Source organism: Nonomuraea sp. NPDC051941 (assembly GCF_044593615.1).
This window is the reverse complement of the sequence record NZ_JBIUCF010000015.1, coordinates 159,904-185,470: the sequence shown is the minus strand read 5'-3', so window position 1 is coordinate 185,470 and position 25,567 is coordinate 159,904. Positions and strand designations below refer to the sequence as shown.

Below are 25,567 nucleotides of genomic sequence, written 5' to 3'. Positions count from 1 at the left end.
CGTCCTCCTGGTCACGATTCGGGCCGGAGCCCGGCCCTGCGGTATTCCGTGGGGGAGCAGCCGACGTACCGCCGGAACGCGCTGCGCAGGGCCTTCGCGGTCGGGTAGCCGGTGTGCGCGGCGACCACGTCCACCGGCAGCGCCGAGGTGGCCAGCAACCGGCGGGCGTGCCGCAGCCGCAGCCCGGTCAGGTGCCGCAGGAACGTCGTCCGCCGCTCCTCCGCGAACAGGTGCGAGATGTAGTACGGGCTCGCGCTCACGGCCTCCGCCACGGTCGCCAGGCGCAGCCCGGGATCGGTGTAGTGCTCCGCCAGGTACGCCTCGGCCAGCGCGAGCACGTCACGGCGGGGCGCGGCCGGCATGAGCCGGCCCAGCGTCTCTCGCAGCCAGAAGTGCAGGTAGGAGCGTTCGTGGATGTCTCCGACCATGATGATGTCCTCGATCGGCAGCCGGGCGCAGGCCTCCACCCAGTCCGTCGACCCGTCGGCCAGCCTGCTCCGGTTGGCCACGTCCACCACGAACAGCAGCTGGCCGATGAGCCAGTTGCGCAGCGTGCGCGGGTCGACCCCGGGCTCCCTGGCGCACCTGTCCACCCACCCGGCCAGCAGCCCCGCCGCGCCGTTGCGGTCACCGGCGCGGACCCGCCTGGTCAGCTCCTGCTCGATGCGCACCGGAGGCGCCGGCGCGGCGCTCTCGTGCGCGGGTGGCGCGATCACCCGGTCGCCGCCGAGCACGAGCTTGTAGTCGTTGACCCGCCTGGCGTCCCGCTCCGCCGCGAGGTGTTCGAGGCTGGGCGCGCCCAGGCTGACCGTGGCCGTCCACGCCGTCTCGCGGACGATCCTGGCCCGCAGCTCCTCGGCCAGCTCCTCCGCGTCGGACATCAGCGCGCCCGGGTCGGCGCCCGACAACACGATCAGCCACTCCTCCGGGGGCCGGGGGTGGCAGGTCGCGTCGCGGCGGGCGCTCGCGGCGGCGCGCACCGCGTGGTCGGCGCGCTGGAGCTGGCGCAGCGCCCACGGCCGGCCACGGGTCTTCTCGGAAACCATGAAGTCGTCGATGTCCACCAGGGCAGCCACGGCGTAGGTCATGCCTCTACTTTAGGCGGACCGAAATTTGACCGTATTCACCAGCGTCCCGATTCCCTCCACCGTGGCCCGCATGGTGTCGCCGTCCTTGAGCGGGGCGATCCCGGCGATGGTGCCGGTCGCGACGATGTCCCCGGGCATCAGCGTCATCCCGTCGGACAGGTCGGCGATGAGCCGGGGCAGCCCGAAGACCATCTGCCGGGTGTTGGCCCGCTGCCTGATCTCGCCGTCCACCTCCAAGGTCAGCTCCAGCTCCTGCGGATCGGGCACCTCGTCCACCGTCGCCAGGTACGGGCCCGCGGGCGCGAAGGTGTCGAACCCCTTCGACTGGTCCCACGGCACGTTGCGGGCGATGTTGGCCAGCTGGAGGTCGCGGGCCGTCATGTCGTTGATCACGGTGTATCCGGCGACGGCCTCGCGCCACCGCTCGGCCGGCAGGTCCCTGGTCACCTTGCCGATGACCACGGCCAGCTCCACCTCGTGCTCCAGGTGGCGGGTGCGGGCGGGGGCGATGACCGGGTGGCCGTGGCCCACGAGCGCGGACGGCGGCTTGAAGAACAGCACCGGCTCCGGCGGCACCTCCAGACCGCTCTCGTCCGCGTGCTCCTGGTAGTTCAGCGCCAGGCAGCAGATCTTCGTGCAGGTGGCCACGGGCGGCTCGAAGATCACCGCGCTCTCGTCCAAGGCGGGGCCGTCGTGGCCGGCCACCAGCTCGGTCAGGCGGTCGAGCCCGTACGAGTCCAGGGCCGCCACCGGGTCGGACCCGAGATCGGCCAGGCTCACGAGCTCGCCGGGCACCCGCCGGGCCACCAGCTCGACGGGACCGGAAGGGGTGCGCCGAATGCGTCCAAGAAACATGTCCGTAAGCCCATCAAGGCCCTGTGACCTCCACAAGCACCGAAATTTGCGCTTAGACCCGCTTCTTGCTCTCTTTCTTGTGGCCGGGCGAGGTGCCCCCGTTTGATGGTCGGCATGACCCGCACTCTGGACGTCAGCCGCGACCTCTACACCAATGCCCAGCGCTACATCGCGGGCGGCGTCTCCAGCGACGCCCGCCGCACCGCGGGCGTGCCGCTCTACGTGGACAGGGCATCGGGAGCCAGGCTCTGGGACGTCGACGGCAACGTCTACACCGACTACGTGCTCGGCCAGGGCCCGGCGCTGCTCGGCCACTGCCCGCCCGCCGTGGTGGAAGCCGTGGCCGCGCAGGTGGCCCGCGGCATCGTCTACTCCGCCCAGCACGCGGCGGAGGCCCGCGTCGCCGAGCGGCTGTGCGCGATGGTGCCCTCCGCGGAGCGCGTCCGCTTCAACACCGTCGGCTCTGAGGCCGCGCACGCCGCCTGGCGCCTGGCGCGCGGCTTCACGGGACGGCCCAAGATCCTCAAGTTCGAGGGCCACTACCACGGCTGGCTCGACCCGGTCCTCTACAGCGTCCACCCGTCCCTGGACGACGCGGGGCCGCAGGACCACCCGCGCCCCGTCCCCGGCACCGCAGGCCAGCCGCCCGCCGCCGACCTGGTGATCTGCCCCTGGAACGACCTGGACGCGCTCAGCCGTCTCATGGACGAGCACGCGGGACAGATCGCCGCCGTCGTCACGGAGCCGGTGCTCTGCAACACCGGCGCCATCGAGCCGGACCCCGGCTACCTCCAGGGGGTGCGCGCGCTGTGCGACCGCCACGGCAGCCTGCTGATCTTCGACGAGATCATCACCGGTTTCCGGCTAGCCCCCGGCGGCGCCCAGGAGTACCTCGGCGTCAGCCCCGACCTGTCGGTCTTCGGCAAGGCGATGGCGGGCGGCATGCAGGTGTCCGCGCTGGCGGGGCGGGCGGCCGTGATGGACGCCATCTCCTCGGGCAAGGTCGCGCACGCCGGGACGTTCAACTCCCAGCCCGTCGGCATCGCCGCCGCCGAGGCCACCCTGCGCATCCTGGACGAGGAGCGCGAGGAGGTCTACGGCACCCTCTACGCGCGTGGGCGGCAGCTCATGGCCGGCCTGCGCGAGGCCGCGGCCAAGGTGGGCGTCCCGATGCTGGTGGACGGGCCGGGGCCGGTCTTCCAGACGTACTTCACCGACGCGCCCGCCGTACGCGACTACCGCGACTTCGCCGGGACCGACCGCGCCATGATGACCCGCCTACACGCCGCGCTGCTCGACCGCGGGGTCAACATGGTGCCGCGCGGGCTGTGGTTCCTGTCCACCGCCCACACCGAGGCCGACGTCGCCGCCACCGTCGACGTCTTCGAGGACGCGCTTCGGTCGCTTCCGCTCGGTTGAGATCACCAGCGCCACGCCGGCCAGGATGACCAGGCCGCCGACGACCACCTGGGTCGTGATCGGCTCGTCCAGCATGAGCGCGCCGAGCGCGACGGCCACCGCCGGGTTGACGTAGGCGTAGGTGGACACCAGCGAGATGGGGGCGTTGCCGAGCAGCCACGAGAACGCGGTGAACCCGATCAGGGACCCCACCAGCACCAGGTAGGCCAGCGCCACCCACGATCTGGTGGTGACGGCCGACACGTCGAGCCGCTCGCCGACCCCGGTCCCGAGCACCAGCAGCCCGGCACCGCCCACGACCATCTCGACCGCGCTGGTGGCCAGCGCGTTGGCGGGCATCTGGATCCTGCTCGACAGGAACGAGCCCACGGCCCAGGACACCGAGCCGAGCAGGACCACCACGATCCCGACGCCGCTGCCGCCGTCGGCGCCGGTCAGCGACAGCGCCGCGACCCCGCCGAGCCCGACCAGCACGCCCGCGAGCGTGAGCGTCTTGGGACGGTCGCGCACGGCGAACCTGAACACGACCAGCCACAGCGGCACCGAGGCCACCAGGAGCGCCGCCAGGCCCGTGGAGATGTACTGCTCGGCCACCGCCAGCAGCCCGTTGCCGGTGGTCAGCAGGAGCACGCCCACGACGGCCGCGCCCAGGAACTGCCGGCGCGACATCCTGAAGGCCGACGGCCCCGACCGGATCAGCAGGAAACCGGCGAGCAGGGCGGCGGCGGTGATGAACCGCAGGGCCCCGCTGAGCATCGGCGGGATCGACTCGATGGCGACGCCGATCCCGAGGTACGTCGAACCCCAGACCACGTAGACGACCGCCAGGGCGCCCCAGACGAGGACGGTGGGCCGGCTGTCAGTGGTGTCCGTACGCATGGCTCATGACTGTACCGGGCGGCCCCGACAGAACTCTCGCAGGTATCAGACATCGCACTCTGGCGGGATATTAGCGATCAGCGGCATTCACGCCACTGTCCTGCTACCTGCGGAAAGTGACACGATCCTTCGCAGTCACCCGCTACGAAGGGAACGATCCCCCGATGTCCGACAACGCCGCCGCGCTCGCCCACTTCGCCGCCCGCCTCGCCTTCGAGACCGACGTCTCGGACGTGGCCGCCGACCTGGCCGCCGGGGTCCCCGGCGTCGTGGTCGTCGACTCGCGCAGCCGGGAGAGCTGGGACCAGGGCCACATCGAGGGCGCCGTGCACCTCCCGACCGCCGAGATCGCCACGAGGGCGCCCGGCCTGGTCCCGGGTGAGGCCATGGTCGTGACGTACTGCTGGGGCCCGGGGTGCAACGGCGCCACCAGGGCGGCCCTGGAGTTCGCGAAGCTGGGCTACCGGGTCAAGGAGATGATCGGCGGCTTCGAGTACTGGGCGAGGGAGGGCTTCCCCGTGGAGACCGCCTCAGGCGTCACCCGGCGCCCCGTGGACGCCCTCACGGCGCCGGTGTCCGGCGCCGCCTGCGCCTGCTGACGGCGCACGGCCCGCAACACCGGACGAATCAGCCCGAAACCGGCCGCTTCCCTACCACGACTTCCGGCCTCCGACCTGCGGAAACGCGCCGAGCCACGTGGTGTTGGACGAAACCGCGACGCCTCGGCCAGAAACACACAGCCAGAACGCGCGCGAGGGCGGAAGATCGACGCCTGAAAGAATTGGCGCCCCCGTCCGAATCCCGTCGATCGGGGGCACTGGAGAACATACCCGGATCTACACGGGTCAACCAATGAGTTCACAAGAGTCAATGCGTGAGTTCGCAAAGATGACATCGATTGTCAATGCCATCCTGTTCCCCAGGTCATACGAAAGCCCACAACAGTCACACACGACTCCGTAATGCACACAGAGGGGCGGTGACTCCCAGTCGGGCACCAGACCTGCCCCAGGAGCGTTTCCAGCCTCAAGAGACGCCTCAGGCCCGTACGGCGGGCAGCACGAAGTGCCCGCGGGCGCGGACCCCGCCCGTGACGCTCGGTGCCGAGAGGCGGCCCGGCACCGAAACGCTCAGTCCCGGACCCTCATCGGGGCCCGAGCTTCTCCACGATCAGCCGGTACAGCTGGCGCGGACGGCCAGGCTGCGGTGTGCGGTTCGGCGGTAGCGGCCACGCGAGTCCCTCGTCAACCAGCGTGCGCAGCAACCGCCGAGCCGTACGCGGCGTCACTCCCAGCATCTTGCCCGCGCCCTCGGCGTCCACCACGGTGTCTCCGCCTTCGAGCTTGGCCGCGAGCCGGGCCAGTACTTCCACCCCCTTCGGTTTGAGTGCGTTGGACCCGGTCGGTGGCATCCGGGGGGCCGGGATGAGTGCCCGCCCCTCGCGATCCACCGCGAATCCCTGTGCCTGTTTGCCCGCCTGCGTGCGGGCCAGTGCCGCCCGGGCGTGCGACTCCGCGTCATGTGTCGTGCGACCCATGCCCACGCCGACCTCGACCGCCAGTCCCAGCTCGTCCCTGATCCTGGCCGCGAACGGCAACACCCTGAACCCGTCCGTCGCCGCCGCGATCGAGCCTCTGGTAGCGGTAACCAGATAGCTGTGATCGTCGATGGGCCAGACGGTGGCGTTGATCCGGTTCGCCTCCTGGACCAGGAGCCGATGCAGTGACAGCCGCAGCTCGTCGCGCCAGTAGCGGGGGGCCGCGCGGCGCACGGGTTCGCGCAGCGTCGGCACCTCCACCAGCACCACGGTGAGCTGTGACTCCTCCAGCCGGTGGTGTGCCCCCAGCAGCGCCGCGGTGTGCAGCGCCGTGCGGACCGCCGCCGAGGTCGGCCTGATCCTGATGACCGGTACGCCCGCGGCGTGCAGGCGTTCGGCCACCGCGGGGAGGCACGTCAGTGCCCCCGAGGTGGCCCCCTGCCTGGCCAGACGTTCGTGGTAGGCCGCGATCGTGCCGGTGGCTCCCGGCTCGTCGCGGCTGTGCACGTCCGTCGCGGGGATGCCGAGGTCGGTGTACGCCTCCTCGACATCGGCCCTGCTCACCACGTCGATGCTGACCCGCTGGGGGTCGATGCGAGTGTCGAGCGCGGCCTTGGCCAACGCCGCCACCAGTGCTGCTCCGCCGAGTTGGACGTACGTCGCCGGCATCGTCAGCACACCGGAACGCCTGGCCAGGTCATAAGGGACCGGGCTGGCGAACAAGCATGCGTCGACTCCGGGTCCGAGCCGCGTCACCTTGTCGGGCGCCTCCTGTTCGTCGCGGTATGCGGCCGCGACCAGGCGACACGGCAGCGGAGCCGCGGCATGACCCATCAGCATGACTCGCTCGACCAGGTCGTGGGGTCCGACCACGCCGATGGTGAGGTCCGGTGTCATAGCGCCCGGGCGTGACACTCGGGGAGTTTCTTCGGCCCTCTCGACCAATGTTCGTCCCATCCTGCCGTCCGTTGCAGTGCTCTCTTTTGGAACGATCGCTCGCGGGGGCCGTAATGTCACGCCCGACTTTTCCGGAAAGTCGTTCAGGTTGACCGCCCGACAAGATGTCCTAGCAGCTCAACGAGGTTTTTCTGGCGTTTTTTAGCGCTCTGAAATCTCTCGTGTAATGTCCGCACCGAGAGCGCGCATTCGGGCGGCGAGATGCGCGTGGCCGCGATCGATGAGGTATCCGGAGTCGATGTGGGTCTCCCCCTCGGCGGCGAGGCCGGCGAGCACCAGGGCGATGCCGGAGCGGAGATCGTGGGCCGTCACCTGGGTGCCGATCAGCGGCGTCCGGCCGCGCACGATGGCCCGGCTGCCCTCGACCTCGACGTTCGCGCCCATCTTGTTCAGCTCTCCGGCCAGGGCGAACCTGCCGTCGAAGATGCGCTCGTGGATGTAGCTGGTGCCGTCGGCGAGCGCCGCGACGGTCATCATCGGCGACTGCAGGTCGGTGGCGAAGCCGGGGTAGGTGTCGGTGATGATGTTGATCGGGCGCAGCGGGCCCTCACACCGCACGTGCAGGACGGCGCCCTGCCGGGCGAACTCGACGCCCATCTGCTCCAGCTTGTAGCGGACGACGCCGAGGTCGAGGCCCGTGCCCACCAGGCTCAGCTCGCCCCCGGTGATCGCCGCGGCCATCGCGAACACGCCCGCGTCGAGCCGGTCGGGCATCACCGTGTGCTCGACGGCGTGCAGCTCCTCCACGCCCTCCACGGTGATGAACCCCGTGCCGCCGCCGCTGATCCGCGCGCCCATCTTGGTCAGCATGTCGATGACGTCGAGCACCTCGGGCTCCAGGGCCGCGTTCTCGATCACGGTCGTGCCCTTGGCCAGGGCGGCGGCCATGATGAGGTTCTCGGTGCCGGTGTGCGACGGGGTGTCGAGGTAGAGGGTCGCGCCGGTGAGGCCGGACGCCTTGACGTGGATGACGGTCTCGCCCTCGTCCACGAGCGCGCCCAGCCGCTTGTAGCCGAGGTAGTGGAAGTCGAGGTTGCGGCTGCCGAGGTTGCAGCCGCCGATCCCCTCGATGATGGCCTCGCCCAGCCGGTGGAGCAGGGCGGGGGTGAACAGCACGGAACCGCGGAAGCGCCTGGCGATCTCTGCCGGCAGAACGGCGCTGGTCAGCCTGGAGGCGTCGATGACCAGCGTGCGCTCCGACTCGTGCAGCTCGACGTACGCGCCGACCGCCTCGGCCAGCTCGACCGCGCGGCGGACGTCCTCGATGATCGGCACGTTGCGTAGAACGGTGCGGCCCTTGGCGGCGAGCAGAGCCGCACCGATCATGGGGAGCACGGCGTTCTTCGCGCCCTGGATGAACGCGGTTCCACGCAGTGCGTTGCCACCGCGCACGCGGTAACGGACCATTCGTGCGGCTCCTTGAAATCAACGGTGAGGCTCGATCGGGCCAACAGTAGTCGGTAACACCAACTGGCCCAGCCGAATCATCCGCTAAAGGAAGCCCCCGTGATGCGCTCATATGCTTCTAGGTATCGCTGCCTCGTGCGCTCCACGATGTGGTCAGGAAGCGCAGGTGGGGGGTTTCCGGAGGATTTGTCCCATCCCGATTCGGGCGATAGCAGCCAATCGCGTACAAATTGCTTGTCGAAAGAGGGCTGCGAGCGGCCCGGCTTCCACTCGTCGGCCGGCCAGAACCGCGACGAGTCAGGGGTCAGCACCTCGTCGCCCAGGGTCAGCACCCCGTCGGCGTCCCAGCCGAGCTCGATCTTGGTGTCGGCCACGATGATGCCGCGCTCCGCGGCGATCTCCGCGCCGCGCGTGTAGACGGCCAGGGTGATCCGCCGCAGCTCCTCGGCGGTCTCCTTGCCGACCTCCTGGACGACCTGCTCGTACGAGATCGGCTCGTCGTGCTGCCCCATGGGCGCCTTGGTGGACGGCGTGAAGATCGGCTCGGGCAGCCGGGAGCCGTCCTCCAGCCCCTCCGGCAGCCGGACCCCGGAGACCGTGCCGTCGGCGCGGTACTCGTTGAGCCCGCCGCCGGTGAGGTAGCCCCGCGCCACGCACTCGACCTGCACCATCGCCAGCGGCTTGCACAGCACGCTGCGGGAGTCGTCGCCCTTGCCCAGGACGTGGTTGGGCACGACGTCCTTGAGCTGGTCGAACCACCACAACGACATCTGCGTGAGAATGGCCCCCTTGTCGGGGATATCGGGCTCCAGCACGTAGTCGAAGGCCGACAGGCGGTCGGAGGCGACCATCAGCAGCTTGCCGTCGTCGGTCTGGTAGAGGTCGCGTACCTTGCCGGAGTGCACGTGCTTCATCGGGCGATGTCCGTCCTGTGGTGGGAGCCGCGCAGTTCGATCCGGCCGACGAGGTCATAGGCCGCCCGGCGCGCGCTGTCCTGGTCGGGCCCGTGGCCGACCACGGCGAGCACCCGCCCGCCGGCGGAGACCACCTCGTCACCCTGCCGCGCGGTCCCGGCGTGCAGGACGTACGCGTCGCCGCTCTCCTGCGGCCCCCTGATCACGTCGCCCTTGACCGGCGCCTCGGGGTAGCCCTCGGAAGCGATCACCACGGTCACGGCCGAGCCGTCCTTGAACACCGGGTCGAGCCCCAGCTCGCCCGTCGCGCACGCCATCAGCAGCCCGCCCAGCGGCGTCTCCAGCCGGTCGAGCAGCACCTCCGTCTCCGGGTCGCCGAAGCGCGCGTTGAACTCCACGACCTTCGGCCCCTTCGAGGTCAGCGCCAGCCCCACGAAGAGCACGCCCTGGAACGGCAGCCCGCGCCGGGTCAGCTCGCCGATCGTCGGGTGCACGATCTCCCGCATGACCTGCTCGGTCAGCCCGTCGGGCGCCCACGGCAGCGGCGTGTAGGCGCCCATGCCGCCGGTGTTGGGGCCCTCGTCGCCGTCGTAGGCCCGCTTGAAGTCCTGCGCGAGCTGCAGCGGCACCGCCGTGCTGCCGTCGCACAGCGCGAACAGCGACACCTCCGGCCCGTCGAGGAACTCCTCGATCACCACGCGCTCGCACGCGAGCGCGTGCGCGAGGGCCTTGTCCCTGTCGTCGGTGACGACCACGCCCTTGCCGGCCGCGAGCCCGTCGTCCTTGACCACGTAAGGGGCCCCGAACTCGTCGAGCGCGGCGGCCGCCTCCTCCTCGGTGACGCACGTCCTGGCCCGCGCGGTCGGCACGTCGGCCGCCTTCATGACCTCCTTGGCGAAGGTCTTGGAGCCCTCGATCATGGCGGCGTCCTTAGACGGCCCGAAGCACGCGATGCCCGCGTCGCGCACGGCGTCGGACACCCCCGCGACGAGCGGCGCCTCGGGCCCCACGACCACGAGATCGACCCGCAGCCGCACGGCCAGCTCGGCCACCTGCCCGGGGTCGAGCGGATCGACGGGATGAAGGGCCGCCACCTGCTCGATGCCCGGGTTGCCCGGGGCGCAGTGGAGCTCGCTGACCTGGGGATCGAGGCTGAGGGAACGGCACAGGGCGTGCTCACGCCCTCCGGAACCAATGACTAGAACGCGCACGAGGTCCATTGTCGCAGGCCCGCAGCCTGGCACAGGCTGGGGCCTCGGCCACACCAATCGCCGGAATAGGGCCATAACTTTGTGGAGTTCTACCTGAGTCGAGACGGTCCTGGCGAGTATCGTCAAAGAAGTTCACCCGGCTGTGGTAAGTTAGGGCGGCTTCGCGGCGTCCCAATGTGATTGGAGGTGGTCCGGGATGAAACCTGGTGATCCCAGCAGTACGTGCTCGCTCACGTACACCTCGTATACCCCCGACCACTCCAATCCGGCAGCCTGATCGTGCCTCCACGCATTCTGTGAGGTGAAGTTTCATCGCGCGTGGAGCGTGCCAGGTCGGGCGGAAAGGGACTGCCATGCGCTCGTCCACGCTTTTCCGTCGCATCAACCGTCACCCTCTTCAGACGCGCACCGCGCTCCAGCTCGCAGAGCCGGTGCGTGACATGTGCGTGCCCCCCGTCGACTCCATCGTCGAGTACGGCGCCTACGTCCAGGGCAAGAAGGTCGCCGCCACCGGCATCGTCGAGGCGCTCAACCTCGTCCGCGAGCGCAACAAGGAGTCCGACGGCGCCAACGCGTTCGTCTGGGTGGGGCTCCACGAGCCCGACGCCCCCGAGGTCGAGTGGCTGTCCGAGGTGTTCGACCTCCACCCGCTCGCCGTCGAGGACGCCGTCAAGGCCCATCAGCGCCCCAAGGTCGAGCGGTACGGCGAGTCCCTGTTCATGGTGCTCAAGACCATCGCCTACCTCGACCACGACGAGCTGACCGCCACCAGCGAGATCATCGCCACCGGCGAGATCATGGTGTTCATCGGCCCGGACTTCGTGGTGACGGTGCGACACGGCGACCACTGCCCGCTCAGCGCGGTCCGCGAGCGCCTCGAGGACAAGCCCAAGCTGATGAACCGCGGCCCCGCCGGCGTCCTGCACGCCATCTCCGACCACGTCGTCGACCAGTACCTCCAGGTCGCCGACCTCATGCAGCTGGAGCTGGAAGAGGTCGAGGCGACGGTGTTCGCCGACGTCAGCTCCCGCGACATCAACCGGATCTACCAGCTCAAGCGGGAGATGCTGGAGATGAAGCGGGCCATAATGCCGTTGCAGTCCCCCATGGCCGCGCTGCCGCAGCGTCGCGTCATCCCCTCGGAGATGCGCGAATACTTCCGCGACGTCGGCGACCACCTCTCCCGGGTCTGCGAGCAGGTGGAGTCCTCCAACGAGCTGTGCAGCTCGATCCTCCAGGCCGCCCTCGCCCGCTCGAACGCCCTGGCCAACGAGGACATGCGCAAGATCTCCTCCTGGGTGGCCATCCTGGCCGTGCCCACCATGATCGCCGGGATCTACGGCATGAACTTCGACTTCATGCCAGAGCTCCACTCGGCCTGGGGCTACCCCACGGTGCTGGCCGTCATGGTCACCGCCTGCGTGTTCCTGCATCGGGGCTTCCGCAGGAACGGCTGGCTCTAGACCCCCACCGGCTTCAGCGGGCCCACGGGCTCGGGCAGCTCCATCCCCCGCTCCCGCCAGAGGTCCCGCATCCGATCGGGGTAGTCGGTGACGATCCCGGCCACCCCCAGGTCCAGCATCCGCGCCGCCAGGCCGGCCTCGTTGACGGTCCAGACCGCCACGTCGAGGCCGGCGGCCCGGGCCTGGGCCATCAGCGCCTCGTCCACCATGGCGTGCTCGGGCGAGAGCGTGGTCGCCCCGGCGTCGCGGGCGGCGGCGGGGATGTCGTCACCCAGGTCGTCGTGCCAGTGGAGGGTGTCCAGCTCGATCAGCGCGAACCGCCGCGCGCCCGGGGCGAGCCTGGCCGCATGGGTGATGATCCGCCAGTCGAAGCTGAGCACGGCCACGTTGTCCAGCCTGCCGTGCCGGTCGAGCTCCTCGACGACCAGCTCGGTGAACAGCTCGGGGTCGGCCGTCAGGTGGGGCCTGGTGGGGTCGGACTTCAGCTCGACGTGCAGCCGTACGCCCTCCGCCTCGTAGGCGTTCACCAGCCCCAGCACCGCGCCGAGCGTCGGCATCCTGGTCTCGGGCATGGCGACCTGCGTCAGCGCGAACGGGTCGTCGGGGTGGCGCGGCAGCCGCACGCCCACGTCGAGCATGCGCAGCTGCGCCAGCGTGAGGGCGTTGATCGGCTTGCCGACGTAGGGGTAGAGCGGATCGTCGGCCCTGAGCGGCCGCCGGTCGGCACTGGTCACGGCGGAGACCGTGAGGTCGTGCGTGAGCACGAGCCGCCGATCGGCGGTGAGGGCGACGTCGAGCTCGAGCGCGTGGACGCCGAGCTCCATCGTGCGACTCATCCCCGGCAGGGTGTTCTCCGGCCAGAGGCCACGAGCTCCCCTGTGACCATGTATCTCAACGCGCACACCGGGGACCCTACCTGGCCCGGGTCACGACTCGGCGGTGCCACGCCGTGTCCTTTTTATCCTGCTACGCCCCGGTCAGTGGTAGAGGCCAGACCATAAGCTGGACATCATGACGGAGGTTCTCAAAACTGCCCATACCGCAACAGTTCGGGCCTGGGTGGACGGCTGGGTGATCTCCCGCAACGCCCCCCGACCCGTACCGGTGCCGTGGGGCCTGCGGGTGGACGTGGGCCTGCCCGGCCACGTGTCCCGCCACATCGTCGCCGCCCCGACGCCGGAGGCCCTCCACCGCCTGACCGCCACCCTCATGACGCCCGGGACCTGGCTGAAGCTGTGCGCCTCCGCCGCGGACGTCGGCCCCCTCCTGCCGGAGCGGTGGGCGGTCCAGGAACCGGAGTTCATGATGACGGCGCCCCTGACCCGCGGGACCTACCAGGCTCCCCCCGGCTACACGCTGGCCGTCACGACCCGCGCCGGGGTCACGGCGGCCCGCCTGCTGACGGCCGCCGGCGAGGTGGCCGCCAGGGGCCAGTTCGCGCTGGCGGGCCGCACGGCCGTGGTGGACCAGGTGGAGACGGCGGGCAACCACCGCCGCCGCGGGCTCGGCAGCGTGATCATGCATACGCTGGCGAGCACGGCGGCGTCCCTGGGGGCGCGTACGGGCGTCCTGGTGGCCACGGCGGAAGGCCAGGCCCTCTACGAAACCCTCGGCTGGACCCTGCACACCCCCATGACCGCCGCCGTGCTGAGGAGCCCTACTCCTTGAGGCTGCGCAGCATCGGCGGGTGAAGGAGCTCGGCGGGGCCGCGGCGGTAGAGCTTGGCCGGGCGGCCCCCGTCCCTGGTCGTCGTGGCCCCCGTCTCCACCAGGAAGCCCTCGGCCTTGGTGACCTTCCGGTGGAAGTTGCGCGGGTCGAGGAGGCGGCCCCAGACGATCTCGTACACGCGGCGCAGGTCCGCCACCGTGAACTCCGGCGGGCAGAAGGCCGCCCCCAGCGGCGTGTACTCCAGCTTGGCCCGCGCCCGCTCGATCCCGTCCTGCATGATGCGGCGGTGGTCGAAGGCCATGACCGTGAGCGAGTCGACCGGCTGCCAGCTCATGTGGGCCTTCTCCGAGGCCGGCAGGTCGGGGGCCAGGCCCAGGTAGGCGACGCTCAGGACGCGCTGGCGCGGGTCGCGGTCGGGGTAGCCGTACGTCTGGAGCTGCTCCAGGTGGACCGGCGCGCCCGGGAGACCGGCCCGCTCGGCGAGGATGCGGTGGGCGGCGGCCGGCAGGTCCTCGTCGAGCTGGATGAAGCCGCCGGACAGGGACCAGCGCCGGAGGAACGGGGGGTTGTCCCGGCGCCACACCAGGGCGCTCAGGGCGTGGTTTCGCACGGTGAGCACGACCAGGTCGACGCTGACCGGGATGCTCGGGACCATGCAGGCACGCTACACGTTGTCAGTAGTCGGCAGGTAACCGTGCCTACGTGACAATCCGAACGTGCAAGGGCTCTGTGGTGGCCTGGCCCGACGGACCCTTGACGGTGACCTGCACCCAGTCGCCGGCCGGCACCTGCGTCCAGTCGAACGGCACCCACGCCGTGACCATGCCCTCGGCCAGCCCTTCCTGCCGGGTCTCGTCCAGCCAGCCGACGGCCGGCACCGACAGGTCCTTCGTCCCGCCGGACCACGTGATCGTGACGGTGCTGTCCTTGAAGTTGTAGCCGCGTACCTCCACCCCGTCCTGGACGTCGCGGGCCTTCCTGATCGCGTCCACCGCGATCGGCCGCCGCCAGTCGGTGATGATCTCCTTCTCGAGCGACGGCGTGCCGCACGTCATGAAGTCGCTCCACATGTAGGAGACGACCTTCTGTACGTAACGCCCGGCCATGGTCACGGCCTGGTCCAGGCGCTTCTTGTCCGTCTTGCCGCGAGTGCCCTGCGGGGCGCACGGCTCCTTGCCGGAGGGCTCGAACGCCTCGACGTTCGCCCACAGGTCCACCTGGAAGCCGGCCGCGACCATCTCCGCGCGGGCCGCCGCCATCTCCCGGTAGTAGTCCCGCGTGGAGCCGTAGTACGCCGTCCCGTACGTCGACTCCCCCACCACCGGGCGCAGCCGCTCGTCCACCTCGTCGTCGCGCTGGTCCGGCCAGAACAGCCCCACCTTGCCGGTCCCCCGGCTGTCCTGCGGCGCGATGATGCCGACCCCGGTCTTCGCCAGCGCCTTGAACGCCTCGGCCACCTGCTTGGGCGACTGCCCGAAGGGCACCCTCCTGCGCGCGTCCATGTAGGGGCTGATCAGGATGGGCTTGCCGAGCTCCTGCTCCACGATCGTGTGCTGGTCGGCGTACACCTCCAGCGTCGGGTTCGTGGCCAGGGTGTCCGCCATCTGGACCTCGAACGGCTGGTAGACGCCACCGAGCGAATCACGGTTGGCGAACCGCACGCCGTAGTCCTGCAGGATGCGCCGCGTCAGCGTGGTCAGCGTGCCGAGATGCTTCTTGTACGCCCTGGTGGGCGTCTTGGGGTCGCGCGGCGCCAGCGGCAGCGCCGGGAAGATCCGCATGCCGAACTGGTCGCCCAGGTCGAGGAGCTTGGCCAGGCTGTCCTCCTCCGACCCGGCCACCAGGATCATGTCGTACGAGGTGGCCTTGCCGGAGAAGTCGCACGTGGCGTCGTCCGAGCCGTCCGGCTGGGTGAGGAGCCGGTAATAGATCCGCTTGCCCGCCTTGACGGGGTGCTCCATCTGCGGGCAGCGGAACAGGTTGGTGCCGAACGACTCGTCCGTGCGGTAGACGTACGTGCGGCCGATCCGGTTACCGGGGTTGGCCTCGCGCAGGTCCCGCTCGGCCGCGTCGTGACAGGTGAGCCCGTCCTCCTCGCACGCCTTGTAGAGCGAGTCGAGCTCCCCGTCCCTCGTCAGGATCTCGCCCGAGTCGGAGACGGTGCGGAACTGCAGGCCGTACCCGATCCGGATGATCGTGTCGCCGCCCACGCTGTGGATCTCCTCCAGCTGGCTGCGCCAGGTGCAGGGGTTCGACCTGGGGGTGATCCAGTAGCCGGTGACGGCGTACGGGGCCCGCTCTCTGGTCTCGAACGTTCCACAGGGGTCGGTGAACTTCGACACCTTCGGCGTGGGGTCGGACGGCGACGGCTTGGGCGTCGAGGACGAGGCCGTGGGCGCCGGCTCGTCGGACGGCGGCATGACGATGACCACGGCGGCGATCACTGCCAGGATCGCTGCGCCCACGACGAGTAAGAGCCAGCGCACGGTCAGGAACCTACCCCCGCTTGACCCCGGCCCAGGACTCAAGCTGGGTCACGAAGCGCTTGGCCGAGTTGGGCCAGTGGTGGTTGGCCCGGGCCGCCGCGTAGCCGCGCGCGCCCTGCGCCCGCCGCTCCCGTACGTCGTCCCGCAGCGTCAGGACGGCCTGCGCCACGGCCTTGGGGTCCTCCCAGGGCACCACGACGCCGCTGTCATAGCGCTCCACCAGCTCGACGGCGCGCGGCGACGGGGTCGTGATGACGGGGATGCCGTGCGCCATGTACTCCACGATCTTCGTGGGCATCGAGTGGCGGTAGTTCGGCTCGTCGTGCAGCAGCGACAGCCCGGCCAGCGCCCCGTCGAGCCGCTTGAGCGCCTCGTCGTTGGGCATGAAGTCGCGCCACTCCAGCAGGCCCTCGGTGACGGCCTGGTTGAGCATCGGACGGCTCTGCGGGTCGGCGTACCCGATCAGCTCCACGGCCACCCGGTACGGCTGCAGCAGCTTCGCCACCTCGACGGCCTCGAACACGCCCCTGGCCCTGGACAACCAGCCGAGGTAGACCACCCGGTCGTCGCCGGGAGGCGTCACGGAGTCGGGCACCCAGGTCTCGTTCGGGACGATCAGGTGGGCGTGCTTGAACCTGCCCGCGTAAGCCGTCTCGGCCAGCAGCAGGTGCATGTGACGCTCGGCGGTGCCTTCCAGCATGCGGGCGAAGAACCGCACGGGAGGCCGCAGCGGCGCCGGCAGCCACGGCTTGAGCGAGAGCGTGGCGGGGGTGTCCTCGTGCACGTCCCACACCACGGGCGGCCGGTTGCGCACGCCCCAGATGGCGAACAGCAGCTCGGGGTCGTGGATGAGGACGAGATCGACCTTGTCGCGCATGCGTTTGAACAGCCGCCGGGCGGCCCACACCGCCGACATCCGCTTGCGTTGGGCGGCACGGGGGAGGTCAACGCCGGTCACCCAGGGTCGCGGGACGACCCCGTGGGCGGTGAACGAGGCGGCGTACGTGACCTCATGACCGGCATCCACAAGGGCACGAATCTGCCTGTGCAGAATTCGAGCATCCTCGGGGTTATGCACCACCGTCATGACGAGCACGTGCACTGCGCGCAGCCCTCCGTCGCTACAGCCGCTCGACGCGTTCACCCTCGGTGAGCACACCGCGGGTGTCGAGCACGAGCCGGGCGTTCTCCTCGACCATGTCGAGGTCGAAAGCGGCGTGCTGCTGCAGCAGCAGCGTCACGTCCGCGTCGATCACGGCCTTGGCCAGATCCTCCTCACGCGGCACCGGGGTGCCGTCAACCGCCCACTCCTTGACATAGGGGTCCGCGAACGAGAGCTCGGCGCCCAGCTCCAGCAGCGCACGCGCCACCGGGAGGGCCGGAGTTTCGCGTTCGTCGGCGATGTCCGGTTTGTAGGTGACGCCGAGCATAACGACCCGGGCGCCGTTCACGGCCTTCTTATGCCGGTTCAGCAGTCGCTGGACGCGGGCCACCACGTACGACGGCATCCGCTCGTTGATCTCCTGCGCCAGCTCCACGAACCTGAACGGGTAGCCGAGCTTGCGCACGGTGTACGACAGGTACGACGGGTCGACGGGGATGCAGTGCCCACCGACGCCCGGACCGGGCAGGAACTTCTGGAAGCCGAACGGCTTGGTCGCCGCGGCCTCGATCGACTCCCACAGGTTGATGCCGAGCTCGTCGCAGAAGATCGCCATCTCGTTGACGAGGGCGATGTTGACGTGCCGGTAGGTGTTCTCCAGCAGCTTGGCCATCTCGGCCTCGCGGGTGCCGCTGACCGGCACCACCTGCTCGATGAACTGCCCGTAGAACGCCGTGGCGCGGTCGCGGCAGGTCGGCGTGTAGCCGCCCACGACCTTGGGGGTGTTCCGCAGGCCGAACTTGGGGTTGCCGGGGTCGATGCGCTCGGGGGAGAAGGCGAGGTGGAAATCCTCGCCCGCGACGAGCCCCGAGCTCTCCAGCAGCGGCCTGGCCACCTCGTCGGTGGTGCCCGGCCAGGTGGTGGACTCGAGCACGACGAGCGTGCCCTTGCTCAGGTTGCGGCCGACGGCCTTGGTGGCGCCCTCCACGGCGGACAGGTCCGGTCGGTGGTCCTCGTCCAGCGGGGTGGGCACGCAGATCACGATCGTGTTGCTTCTGGCGAGCACGGTCTCGTCGAGCGTGGCGCTGAACCCGTTGGCCAGCATGTGCTCGAGATCGGCGTCGGCCAGGTCATCGATGTACGACTGCCCGGCGTTGAGCGCGTCGACCTTGGCGGGGTCGACGTCGAGGCCGACGACCCGCAGGCCGGCGGCGACCGCCTCCTTGGCCAGCGGCATGCCGACATAGCCCAGGCCGATGACAGCCAAGTCGATTTCTGTCACAGCAGCGCCTTAGAGAGCCGGAAACAACACTTCATGGTCGCAAAGGTTATCTCAAGTCCACCTAGCTCACGCCTAATGCGACCGAACACGTCAGAAGTGACAGCCAACGCGAAGGTCAACATTAGGCAAGCGACCGGTATAGGGCTTGATAAGTCTCGGCAACGCGGCTCCAAGTCCGCTTCGCCGCCACTTCCGCCCGTCCAGCCTCACCCATCTCAGCGCGCCGGGCCGGGTCCTCGCGGAGCCCCGCGATGGCCTTGGCGAGCGCGGCCGGGTCGCCCGGAGGGACGAGCATCCCGGCGCCGTCCGAGCCCACGAGCTCGGACAGAGCAGGCAGATCGCTGAGTACGACGGGCTTTCCGAGCGCCATCGCCTCGACGGGTTTCAATGGCGTAACAAGTCGGCATACCCGCAGGTCCTCTCGCGGGCAGGCGAAGATGTCGATGGCGTCCTGCGCCTGCAACGCCTCGTCGGGGCCGACCCGGCCCGGCAGGATGGCGTCGCCGAGGCCCAGCTCGTCGACCAGCGCCAGGAGGTTCTCGCGCTCGGTGCCGTCGCCCACGATGAGGACCTTTACGGGGGTGCCGTCGTCACGCAGCAGCGCGGCGGCCCGCAGCAGGGTGGCGAAGCCCTCGTAGGCCACGATGCTGGACACCGAGCCGACGACGATCTCGCCGGGGGCGATGCCGTACGCGTTCCTGAACGAGGCGCCGTCGTAGTGGGCCGTCAGCAGCGAGTCGTCCACGGCGTTGGGCGCCAGGTGGATCTTCTCCCGCGGCACGCCACGCTCGACGATCTCCGTGGCCATGGTCTCGGCCAGCGTGACCACGGCGTCGGCCGCGCGCATGAGGAACGCCTCGCGCTCGCGCTGGAGCACCTGCCGCTCGCTGCCCACCCGGATCGGGTCGCGCGAGGCCCAGGTCTCCTCCAGGAAGCCGCGTACCTCGTAGACGAACGGCGTGCCCGTCCTGTCGCGCACCGCGTGGGCCATGGAGCCGTTGCGGTGGTCGGTGGCGGCGTGCAGGACCTGCGGCTTGAGCTCGGTGACGAGCTTGGTGACCGCGTCGGCGCCCCTGATGATGCGCCCGCGCGTCTCGAACGGCATCTCGCCGTGGCCGTCGGGCAGCAGCCGGTAGTAGGGGATGCCGTCGATCTCCTCGAACGGCGCCGCGTCCGCGTGCCCCTGCAGCATCGGCCAGCCCCAGCTGGTGACCACGTGCGGGTCGAGCCCGGCGGCTTTCTGCGAGGTGACAATACGGTGCGTGCGCACCGTGTACCCGGCCTGCGTGTACGGCAGCGCGTTCGTGACCATGTGCAACACCCGGCCCGCGACGCGGTCGGTGATGGCCACCTTCGGCCCGGGCGGGATCGGGTCAGGGCTGATCGCGGCCAGCTCGCCCCGGTAGTAGGCGGCCCTGCGCTTGACGAACGGGTACTTGGTGTGGGCTTCGAGCGCCTCGGCGGCCTCGGTCACCCTGCCGGCGTCCCACAGCTCTTTGGCCTCGTTCCACGGCCCCTTGACCACGCGCATGCCGAACTTGCGCACGATGCGCCGGGCGCGCCGGGCGACGGGCCAGGCGACGCTGCCCACGACGGGACGCAGCCGGGGCGGGAGCGCGTCGGCGGCGGCCTGGGCCACCCGGACGGGGTCGGATTTGACCTTCGTCACGACGACGCGGGAAACGATGATCGGGTGCTGAACGAAACCTTTGAGAAGTCCACCGACGCCGGCTCGGGCGGACTTCGCGGAAACCTTGGAGGAGTCTTGACGACTGGCGTCGGATGCCACGCGGTGACCGTACCATAGGCAACGTTTTTCCCCTTCCGCTATGAAAGGCGAGGTCAATGAGGGAGAACCCCCTGGTCCTGCACGTATTGGGCGCTCGCCCCAATTTCGTGAAAGCGGCCCCGGTGGTGCGGGCACTCGGTGAACTCGGCGTGCGGCAGGGCATCATCCACACTGGTCAGCACTATGACGCGCTGATGTCGGACGTCTTCTTCGCCGACCTCGGCCTCCCCGAGCCCGTCGCGAACCTGGGGGTCGGCTCGGGCAGCCACGCCAAGCAGACCGCGGCGCTCCTCGTCGGCCTGGAGGAGGTCGTCCAGGAGCAGGACCCCGACCTGGTCGTCGTCTACGGCGACGTGAACTCGACGCTGGCCGCGATCCTCGTCTGCTCCAAGCTGGGCGTCAGGACCGCGCACGTGGAGGCGGGGCTGCGCTCGTTCGACCGGGGCATGCCGGAGGAGGTCAACCGGGTCGTCACCGACGCGCTGGCCGACCTGCTCTTCGCCACCTCCCCCGAGGCCCTGGCCTACCTGGCGAACGAGGGGGTGCCCGCGTCCAAGGTGCACCTGGTGGGCAACCCCATGATCGACAGCCTGTACTCGGCGCTGCCGTCGCTGGACCCGGCGCCCGTCGTGGAGCGGCTGGCCATACCGGCTCGTTATGCCGTGGCGACCCTGCACCGGCCCGCGAACGTGGACACCCCCGAGGCCGCCAAGGAGCTGGTCGACGCGGTGCTGCAGGTCTCGCGGCAGATCCCGATCGTGGTGCCGATCCACCCGCGCGGCAAGGCGCGGCTGGCCGAGGCGGGCCTGGTGGACGGGGAGTCGGTCAAGGTCGTCGACCCGCTGGGCTATGTGGACTTTCTCTCACTCGTACGCGGCGCCGCGCTGGTGGTCACGGACTCCGGCGGCGTCCAGGAGGAGACGACCGTGCTGGGCGTCCCCTGCCTGACCGTGCGGCCCAACACCGAGCGGCCGATCACGATCACGCACGGCACGAACCGCCTGGTCACGCCGACCCTCCTGCCGGCCGCCGCGGAGAAGGCGCTGGCCGACGGGGCCGCCACGCCGGCGGGCGAGCTGCCGGTGCTCTGGGACGGCCAGGCCGGGATGCGGATCGCGCGGGTGATCTCCGCCTGGCTGAAGGGCGACAACCTCGCCCCCGCCTCTCAGGCCAAACGCCCTGAATAGCGGTCATATCCGCCGTAAGATGCAGTACCTCCGCTAAGCGATAGGCGTATCACCATGGCCGAAACCCCTGAAGAGCCCACGTACCAGCGGCTCGGGCCCGTCAACTGGCTGCCCGAGGAGCGCAAGCTCGTCGAGCGATTCGAGGCCGAGGTCAGGGAGCTGCGGCGGCGGCTGGAGATCGCCGAGGCCAAGGCCGCGTACGCGAGCTGGAAGCTGGAGGCCACGCAGGCGAAGCGGACGTACAAGCTGGGCGAGGCCCTGGGCTCGAAGAGCCCGGGGAAGATCGTCGAGGCGGTCCGGTCGAAGGAGAAGGCGCCGAAGCCGCCCGTGCCGGTTTCCGAGGCGACCGAGCTCGCCAACCACCGGCCGCCGCTCGTCGAGGTGCCGGCGGTGAAGTGGCCGAAGGGGCCGGTCAACCGGCCGGACCTGAAGGTCGCGGTGATCCTGGACGACTTCTCCCGGATGGCCTTCAAGTACGAGTGGGACCAGATCGAGTTCGGGCTCAAGGACTGGCCGGAGATCTTCGCCGAGAAGCGGCCCGACCTGCTGTTCTGCGAGTCGGCCTGGCACGGGAACCAGGGCCGCTGGCGCTACCAGATGACCGGCACCAACGCGCCCAAGGAGCCGCTGCGCGAGCTGGTGGCCTGGTGCAGGCGTGAGGGCATCCCGACGGTCTTCTGGAACAAGGAGGACCCGCCGAACTTCGACTTCTTCATCGACACGGCCAAGCTGTTCGACTACGTGTTCACCTGCGACGGTGACATGGTGCCGAAATATCGGGAAATTTTGGGACACGATCGGGTTGATGTGCTGCAGTTCGCGGCCCAGCCCCGCGTGCACAACCCGATCCAGCAGCGGCAGGGGCGCCTGCACGACGTGGTCTTCGCCGGGATGTACTTCCGCGACAAGCACCCCGAGCGCCGCGAGCAGATGGAGACCGTCATCGACCCGGTCAGGGAGCTGGGTCTGCACATCTTCGCGCGCAACGGCGAGGTGGACGAGAAGTACGCCTGGCCGGAGAAGTACCGGCCGCACATCGTGGGCGAGCTCCCCTACGACCAGATGCTGGCCGCGTACCGGATGTACAAGGTCTTCCTCAACGTCAACTCGGTGCTCGACTCGCCGACCATGTGCGCCCGCCGGGTCTTCGAGCTGTCCGCCTGCGCCACGCCCGTCGTGTCGGGGTGGTCACGGGCCGTCGAGGAGACCTTCGGCGACCTCGTTCCCATCGCGCGCGAGCCGGTCGAGTCGTACAACCAGGTCCTGCACCTGATCAACAGCCCCGAGCTGCGGGCCAGGATGGGGCACCTGGCGATGCGCGAGGTCTTCGACAAGCACCTGTTCTCGCACCGCGTGGACCAGATCCTGCAGGACCTCGGGCACCAGGTGCAGCCCAGGTCGCGCTCGATCTCGGTCGTGCTGCCCACCAACCGCGCCTCCCAGATCGAACACGCCATCTCCTCCGTGGCCCGCCAGATCCACCGGCCGCTCCAGCTCGTCATGGTGCTGCACGGGCTGGACATCGACCCGGTCGTGGTCGCCGACAAGGCCCGTATGGCGGGCATCACGGACGTCGTCGTCCTGCCCGCCGACGCGTCCCTGTCGCTCGGCGCCTGCATGAACCTGGGCATCTCGGCCGCCGAGGGCGACCTGATCGCCAAGATGGACGACGACAACCTGTACGGGGAGCACTACCTGTCGGACCTGGTGCGCGCGTTCGACTACTCCGACGCCGAGCTGGTCGGCAAGGGAGCGCACTACGCGTACTTCGAGGGCAGCAACACGACCATGCTCCGCCTGCCGGGGCTGGAGCACCGCTACTCCTTCCTGGTCCAGGGCGGTACGTTCCTCGGCAAGGCGGACATGTTCCGCTCGTACGGCTTCGCGGACATCACCCGTGGTGAGGACACCCACCTGGTGCGGCGGCTGAAGGAGGACTCCGTCAAGATCTACTCGGCGGACCGCTTCAACTTCGTCTACTGGCGCAGCGCGGACGCGTCGATGCACACCTGGCAGGCGGACCACATCAAGCTGACCCGCAACGCCCAGTTCTCCTTCGTCGGCCGCCCGGACGACCACGTCCTCATCTAGGCCGGCGTCCCTTTGAGGAGAGCAGCGGGGGGCGGTGCCGCCCTCCGTCCCCGGAAGGACCCCGGCCGAAGTGCGGCGGGTCAGTGGGTGATCTGGGCCAGGTTCTGGTCGGCGAGGCGGGCGAGCTCGTAGAGCCCCTGCGGCTTCACCCGCTGCCCCACCACCAGCATGCTCATGATCAGCGTCCCCCGCCGGATCATGACCGACCCGATCTGCGCGTTCTTCTGGCCCCCCGCCGCCGTCGTGAGGTAGGCCCGCGACTCGTCGCCCTTGGCCGGCATCGCGAGCATGCGCGTCTTGTAGGTCACCTGCGTGCCGCTCACGTCCGCGGTGTACGAGTTGCACTCCTTGGGCAGCGGCGCCGGGAAGGCCTTGCCGGGCAGCGCCACCACGGCCTGCGTGATCGAGCCGCGGTCGGCGGCGAAGGCGATCACCGCTGCCGGCGCCTTGGCGACGTCGGGACTGTCGGCGTCGAGCTGGGCCGCGCCCGCGCACTCCGGCCGCTGCAGCTTCGCCGCGCGGACGGCCGCGAGGCCCTGCTGGGTGGACTTGAGCGAGCCGAACGCGCCCAGCTCGGGCCCGTACGCGACGTGCATGCCCTTGGGCACCGGCAGCAGGGCGCCGCGCAGCCGGGCCGTCTCGGCGGACGCCTGCGGCGCGGACGACGCGGCGGCCGCCGGCGCCGCCGACGGGGCCTTGTCGGCGGAACATCCGGCAATAGCCAGCAAACTCAGGAATATACCGGAAATGGGCTTCAGCATTCGTCCTCCAATTCGCTCCAGCGGTATTTGTCAAAACGCTAGAGGAATGGAAGGCCGGACAGCCGAGTAACGTCGCTATTCGCGGGATTCAGTGGTTTTACGAACGATTTCCGGTTCGTTGCCGTTTGGCGATCCGCTGTTGAGCAGGGCTCTGGCCAGGCCCAATCCGGCACCCCCGAGCGTGAGCGCCTTGGCGAGCATTTCCTCGACGCCCTGCGCGCCGTTCAGGACCACCATGTGTTCGACGTTTCCGAACGCCTTCGAGCCGGCCTCGACGATTTCCGGCCAGCGTTCGGCGAGTTGCTGCGCGACGACCGCCTCCTGGTTGCTCGCCAGCGCCTCCGCGCGGGCCTTGATGGCCTCCGCCTGCGCCAGGCCCTTGGCCCGCGCGGCCTCGGCCTCGGCGATGCCGCGCAGCCTGGTCGCCTCCGACTCCGCCTCGCCGCGCAGCCTGATGCCCTCGGCCTCGGCCTGCGCCTCGGCGACCGCCGCGCGCCGCGCCGCCTCCGCGAGCGTGACCTGCTCGTACGCCCTGGCGTCCGCGGGCCTGCGCACCTCGCCTTCCAGCCGCTTCTCGGCGAGCAGGGCCTCGCGTTCGGCGGCGGTCGTCTGCTGGACCACGACCTCCTGGCGGGCGGTGGCCTCGGCCAGCGGGCCCGCCTGCTTGGCCGCTGCCGACGCCCGGTCGATCTCGGCCTGGTACCCGGCCTGCTGGATGCGGGCCTCGCGGACCGCGGCGGCCTTCTTGATGGCGGCCTCCTGCTCGGCGGCGTTGGCCTCCTGGTCGCGGTGGGCCTCGGCGATCCTGGCCAGCGAGGCCACGGCGGCCGCGTGCGGGCGGCCGAGGTTGGAGATGTAGCCGGTGGCGTCGTCGATCTCCTGGATCTGCAGGGAGTCCACGTTCAGGCCGAGCTTGCTCATCTCGTCGGCCGACGACGTGCGGATCTCGTTGGTGAGCGCGTCCCGGTTGACGATCAGGTCCTCGACCGTGAGGTTGCCGATGATCGAGCGCAGGTGGCCCGAGAAGAGCTGGTGCGTCTTCTCGTCCACGGTCTTCTGCTGGTCGAGGAAGCGGCGGGCGGCGTTGGCGATGGAGACGAAGTCGTCGCCCACCTTGTAGATCACCACGCCGCGCACGTGCACCGGGATGCCCTGCTTGGTGACGCACTTGACCTCGAGCTGGGAGACGCGGCTGTCGAGCGACATGCGGCGCGCGGTCTGGAACCCCGGGACGACCAGCGCGCCCTTCCCCGTGACGATCTTGAAGCCGAGCGTCTCCCGGCCGCGGGCGCCCAGGCCCGAGATGAGGATCGCCTCGTTCGGCTCCGCGACCCGCCAGACCAGCTTGAACGCCACGACGCAGACGAACGCGATGAGGGCGATGATGCCTGCGAGCATTAAGTCCATGATCCACTCCGGGAGGACGTCGGCGTATAAGTTGCCGACCAGACTTCCCGGCTCGCCCCAATTA

20 protein-coding genes and 1 pseudogene are annotated in these 25,567 nt (G+C 69.9%); 6 read left to right on the top strand and 15 right to left on the bottom strand.

Annotated features, from left to right (window positions below):
- Positions 1-11: 11 nt before the first annotated feature.
- Together ACIHFD_RS25730 and ACIHFD_RS25725 are read right to left on the bottom strand one after the other, a co-directional pair.
- Positions 12-1,088, bottom strand: a complete 1,077-nt coding sequence (locus ACIHFD_RS25730) for a helix-turn-helix domain-containing protein (RefSeq protein WP_397369011.1) — start codon at positions 1,086-1,088, stop codon at positions 12-14.
- 9 nt (positions 1,089-1,097) lie between these two features.
- Positions 1,098-1,943, bottom strand: coding sequence for a fumarylacetoacetate hydrolase family protein (locus ACIHFD_RS25725; protein WP_397369010.1), 846 nt, complete (start codon positions 1,941-1,943; stop codon positions 1,098-1,100).
- 105 nt (positions 1,944-2,048) lie between these two features.
- Here ACIHFD_RS25725 and ACIHFD_RS25720 point away from each other — a divergent pair.
- Positions 2,049-3,287: pseudogene (locus ACIHFD_RS25720) on the top strand (aspartate aminotransferase family protein); the annotation flags it as partial.
- Here ACIHFD_RS25720 and ACIHFD_RS25715 read toward each other — a convergent pair.
- Positions 3,222-4,241: an EamA family transporter gene (locus tag ACIHFD_RS25715; RefSeq protein ID WP_364253991.1), complete on the bottom strand. Its 1,020-nt coding sequence runs from the start codon at positions 4,239-4,241 to the stop codon at positions 3,222-3,224. The pseudogene ACIHFD_RS25720 and the gene ACIHFD_RS25715 sit on opposite strands and share 66 nt — an antisense overlap.
- A gap of 164 nt (positions 4,242-4,405) precedes the next feature.
- On the opposite strand from ACIHFD_RS25715, the gene ACIHFD_RS25710 reads away from it, so the two are divergent.
- Entirely contained in the window at positions 4,406-4,840 is a 435-nt protein-coding gene (locus tag ACIHFD_RS25710; protein ID WP_397369009.1) for a rhodanese-like domain-containing protein, read from the top strand.
- Positions 4,841-5,385: 545 nt separating this feature from the next.
- On the opposite strand, the gene ACIHFD_RS25705 is transcribed toward ACIHFD_RS25710, so the two are convergent.
- The 4 genes from ACIHFD_RS25705 to purD form a co-directional block, all read right to left on the bottom strand.
- A complete protein-coding gene (locus ACIHFD_RS25705) occupies positions 5,386-6,675 on the bottom strand; it encodes a GTP cyclohydrolase IIa (protein WP_185069825.1) in 1,290 nt (429 codons plus the stop codon).
- 201 nt (positions 6,676-6,876) lie between these two features.
- Positions 6,877-8,142, bottom strand: coding sequence for a UDP-N-acetylglucosamine 1-carboxyvinyltransferase (gene murA / locus ACIHFD_RS25700; RefSeq protein ID WP_350732587.1), 1,266 nt, complete (start codon positions 8,140-8,142; stop codon positions 6,877-6,879).
- Between the two features lie 77 nt (positions 8,143-8,219).
- Positions 8,220-9,056 carry a phosphoribosylaminoimidazolesuccinocarboxamide synthase gene (locus tag ACIHFD_RS25695; RefSeq protein ID WP_397369008.1) on the bottom strand — a complete coding sequence of 279 codons (837 nt, stop codon included), beginning with the start codon at positions 9,054-9,056 and terminating at the stop codon, positions 8,220-8,222.
- Positions 9,053-10,267 carry a phosphoribosylamine--glycine ligase gene (gene purD, locus ACIHFD_RS25690; RefSeq protein WP_397369007.1) on the bottom strand — a complete coding sequence of 405 codons (1,215 nt, stop codon included), beginning with the start codon at positions 10,265-10,267 and terminating at the stop codon, positions 9,053-9,055. Before purD ends, ACIHFD_RS25695 begins: the two co-directional genes overlap by 4 nt.
- 440 nt (positions 10,268-10,707) lie before the next feature.
- On the opposite strand from purD, the gene corA reads away from it, so the two are divergent.
- Positions 10,708-11,730, top strand: a complete 1,023-nt coding sequence (gene corA / locus ACIHFD_RS25685; RefSeq protein WP_397369006.1) for a magnesium/cobalt transporter CorA — start codon at positions 10,708-10,710, stop codon at positions 11,728-11,730.
- On the opposite strand, the gene ACIHFD_RS25680 is transcribed toward corA, so the two are convergent.
- Positions 11,727-12,632 carry a glycerophosphodiester phosphodiesterase family protein gene (locus ACIHFD_RS25680; RefSeq protein ID WP_397369005.1) on the bottom strand — a complete coding sequence of 302 codons (906 nt, stop codon included), beginning with the start codon at positions 12,630-12,632 and terminating at the stop codon, positions 11,727-11,729. The two genes, corA and ACIHFD_RS25680, sit on opposite strands and share 4 nt — an antisense overlap.
- A 109-nt stretch (positions 12,633-12,741) precedes the next feature.
- On the opposite strand from ACIHFD_RS25680, the gene ACIHFD_RS25675 reads away from it, so the two are divergent.
- The gene (locus tag ACIHFD_RS25675) at positions 12,742-13,398 is read left to right on the top strand and encodes a GNAT family N-acetyltransferase (protein ID WP_397369004.1); all 657 of its coding nucleotides are present in this window, start codon (positions 12,742-12,744) and stop codon (positions 13,396-13,398) included.
- Here the strand turns inward: ACIHFD_RS25675 and ACIHFD_RS25670 are convergent.
- The 5 genes from ACIHFD_RS25670 to ACIHFD_RS25650 form a co-directional block, all read right to left on the bottom strand.
- Entirely contained in the window at positions 13,388-14,053 is a 666-nt protein-coding gene (locus tag ACIHFD_RS25670) for an NrtR DNA-binding winged helix domain-containing protein (RefSeq protein WP_350732578.1), read from the bottom strand. The genes ACIHFD_RS25675 and ACIHFD_RS25670 overlap by 11 nt on opposite strands.
- 43 nt (positions 14,054-14,096) lie before the next feature.
- Positions 14,097-15,884 (bottom strand): DUF4434 domain-containing protein, encoded by a 1,788-nt coding sequence (locus ACIHFD_RS25665; protein ID WP_397369003.1) that lies wholly within the window; start codon positions 15,882-15,884, stop codon positions 14,097-14,099.
- Between the two features lie 10 nt (positions 15,885-15,894).
- Positions 15,895-16,986, bottom strand: coding sequence for a glycosyltransferase (locus ACIHFD_RS25660; protein WP_350732575.1), 1,092 nt, complete (start codon positions 16,984-16,986; stop codon positions 15,895-15,897).
- Between the two features lie 19 nt (positions 16,987-17,005).
- A complete protein-coding gene (locus ACIHFD_RS25655) occupies positions 17,006-18,268 on the bottom strand; it encodes a nucleotide sugar dehydrogenase (RefSeq protein ID WP_397369002.1) in 1,263 nt (420 codons plus the stop codon).
- Between the two features lie 121 nt (positions 18,269-18,389).
- Positions 18,390-19,937, bottom strand: coding sequence for a glycosyltransferase family 4 protein (locus ACIHFD_RS25650; protein ID WP_397369001.1), 1,548 nt, complete (start codon positions 19,935-19,937; stop codon positions 18,390-18,392).
- A 176-nt stretch (positions 19,938-20,113) separates the two neighbouring features.
- Between ACIHFD_RS25650 and wecB the strand changes: the two genes are divergently transcribed.
- Together wecB and ACIHFD_RS25640 are read left to right on the top strand one after the other, a co-directional pair.
- On the top strand, positions 20,114-21,244 hold the full coding sequence (gene wecB / locus ACIHFD_RS25645; protein WP_397369000.1) for a non-hydrolyzing UDP-N-acetylglucosamine 2-epimerase: 1,131 nt from the start codon (positions 20,114-20,116) through the stop codon (positions 21,242-21,244).
- A 54-nt stretch (positions 21,245-21,298) separates the two neighbouring features.
- Positions 21,299-23,335, top strand: a complete 2,037-nt coding sequence (locus ACIHFD_RS25640) for a glycosyltransferase (protein ID WP_364254030.1) — start codon at positions 21,299-21,301, stop codon at positions 23,333-23,335.
- An 80-nt stretch (positions 23,336-23,415) separates the two neighbouring features.
- On the opposite strand, the gene ACIHFD_RS25635 is transcribed toward ACIHFD_RS25640, so the two are convergent.
- Complete coding sequence (locus ACIHFD_RS25635; RefSeq protein ID WP_397368999.1) at positions 23,416-24,063, bottom strand: hypothetical protein; 648 nt, start codon at positions 24,061-24,063, stop codon at positions 23,416-23,418.
- A gap of 108 nt (positions 24,064-24,171) precedes the next feature.
- A complete protein-coding gene (locus tag ACIHFD_RS25630; protein WP_397368998.1) occupies positions 24,172-25,494 on the bottom strand; it encodes a flotillin family protein in 1,323 nt (440 codons plus the stop codon).
- Positions 25,495-25,567 lie beyond the last annotated feature (73 nt).

What these genes read in the sequence shown, in the direction of transcription:
- ACIHFD_RS25730 (WP_397369011.1), bottom strand. Translation starts at nt 1,088, where the DNA reads ATGACCTACGCCGTGGCTGCCCTGGTGGACATCGACGACTTCATGGTT.
- ACIHFD_RS25725 (WP_397369010.1), bottom strand. Translation starts at nt 1,943, where the DNA reads ATGTTTCTTGGACGCATTCGGCGCACCCCTTCCGGTCCCGTCGAGCTG.
- murA (WP_350732587.1), bottom strand. Translation starts at nt 8,142, where the DNA reads ATGGTCCGTTACCGCGTGCGCGGTGGCAACGCACTGCGTGGAACCGCG.
- ACIHFD_RS25640 (WP_364254030.1), top strand. Translation starts at nt 21,299, where the DNA reads ATGGCCGAAACCCCTGAAGAGCCCACGTACCAGCGGCTCGGGCCCGTC.
- ACIHFD_RS25705 (WP_185069825.1), bottom strand. Translation starts at nt 6,675, where the DNA reads ATGACACCGGACCTCACCATCGGCGTGGTCGGACCCCACGACCTGGTC.
- ACIHFD_RS25675 (WP_397369004.1), top strand. Translation starts at nt 12,742, where the DNA reads ATGACGGAGGTTCTCAAAACTGCCCATACCGCAACAGTTCGGGCCTGG.
- ACIHFD_RS25630 (WP_397368998.1), bottom strand. Translation starts at nt 25,494, where the DNA reads ATGCTCGCAGGCATCATCGCCCTCATCGCGTTCGTCTGCGTCGTGGCG.
- corA (WP_397369006.1), top strand. Translation starts at nt 10,708, where the DNA reads ATGTGCGTGCCCCCCGTCGACTCCATCGTCGAGTACGGCGCCTACGTC.
- ACIHFD_RS25695 (WP_397369008.1), bottom strand. Translation starts at nt 9,056, where the DNA reads ATGAAGCACGTGCACTCCGGCAAGGTACGCGACCTCTACCAGACCGAC.
- ACIHFD_RS25670 (WP_350732578.1), bottom strand. Translation starts at nt 14,053, where the DNA reads ATGGTCCCGAGCATCCCGGTCAGCGTCGACCTGGTCGTGCTCACCGTG.
- ACIHFD_RS25710 (WP_397369009.1), top strand. Translation starts at nt 4,406, where the DNA reads ATGTCCGACAACGCCGCCGCGCTCGCCCACTTCGCCGCCCGCCTCGCC.
- ACIHFD_RS25715 (WP_364253991.1), bottom strand. Translation starts at nt 4,241, where the DNA reads ATGCGTACGGACACCACTGACAGCCGGCCCACCGTCCTCGTCTGGGGC.
- wecB (WP_397369000.1), top strand. Translation starts at nt 20,114, where the DNA reads ATGAGGGAGAACCCCCTGGTCCTGCACGTATTGGGCGCTCGCCCCAAT.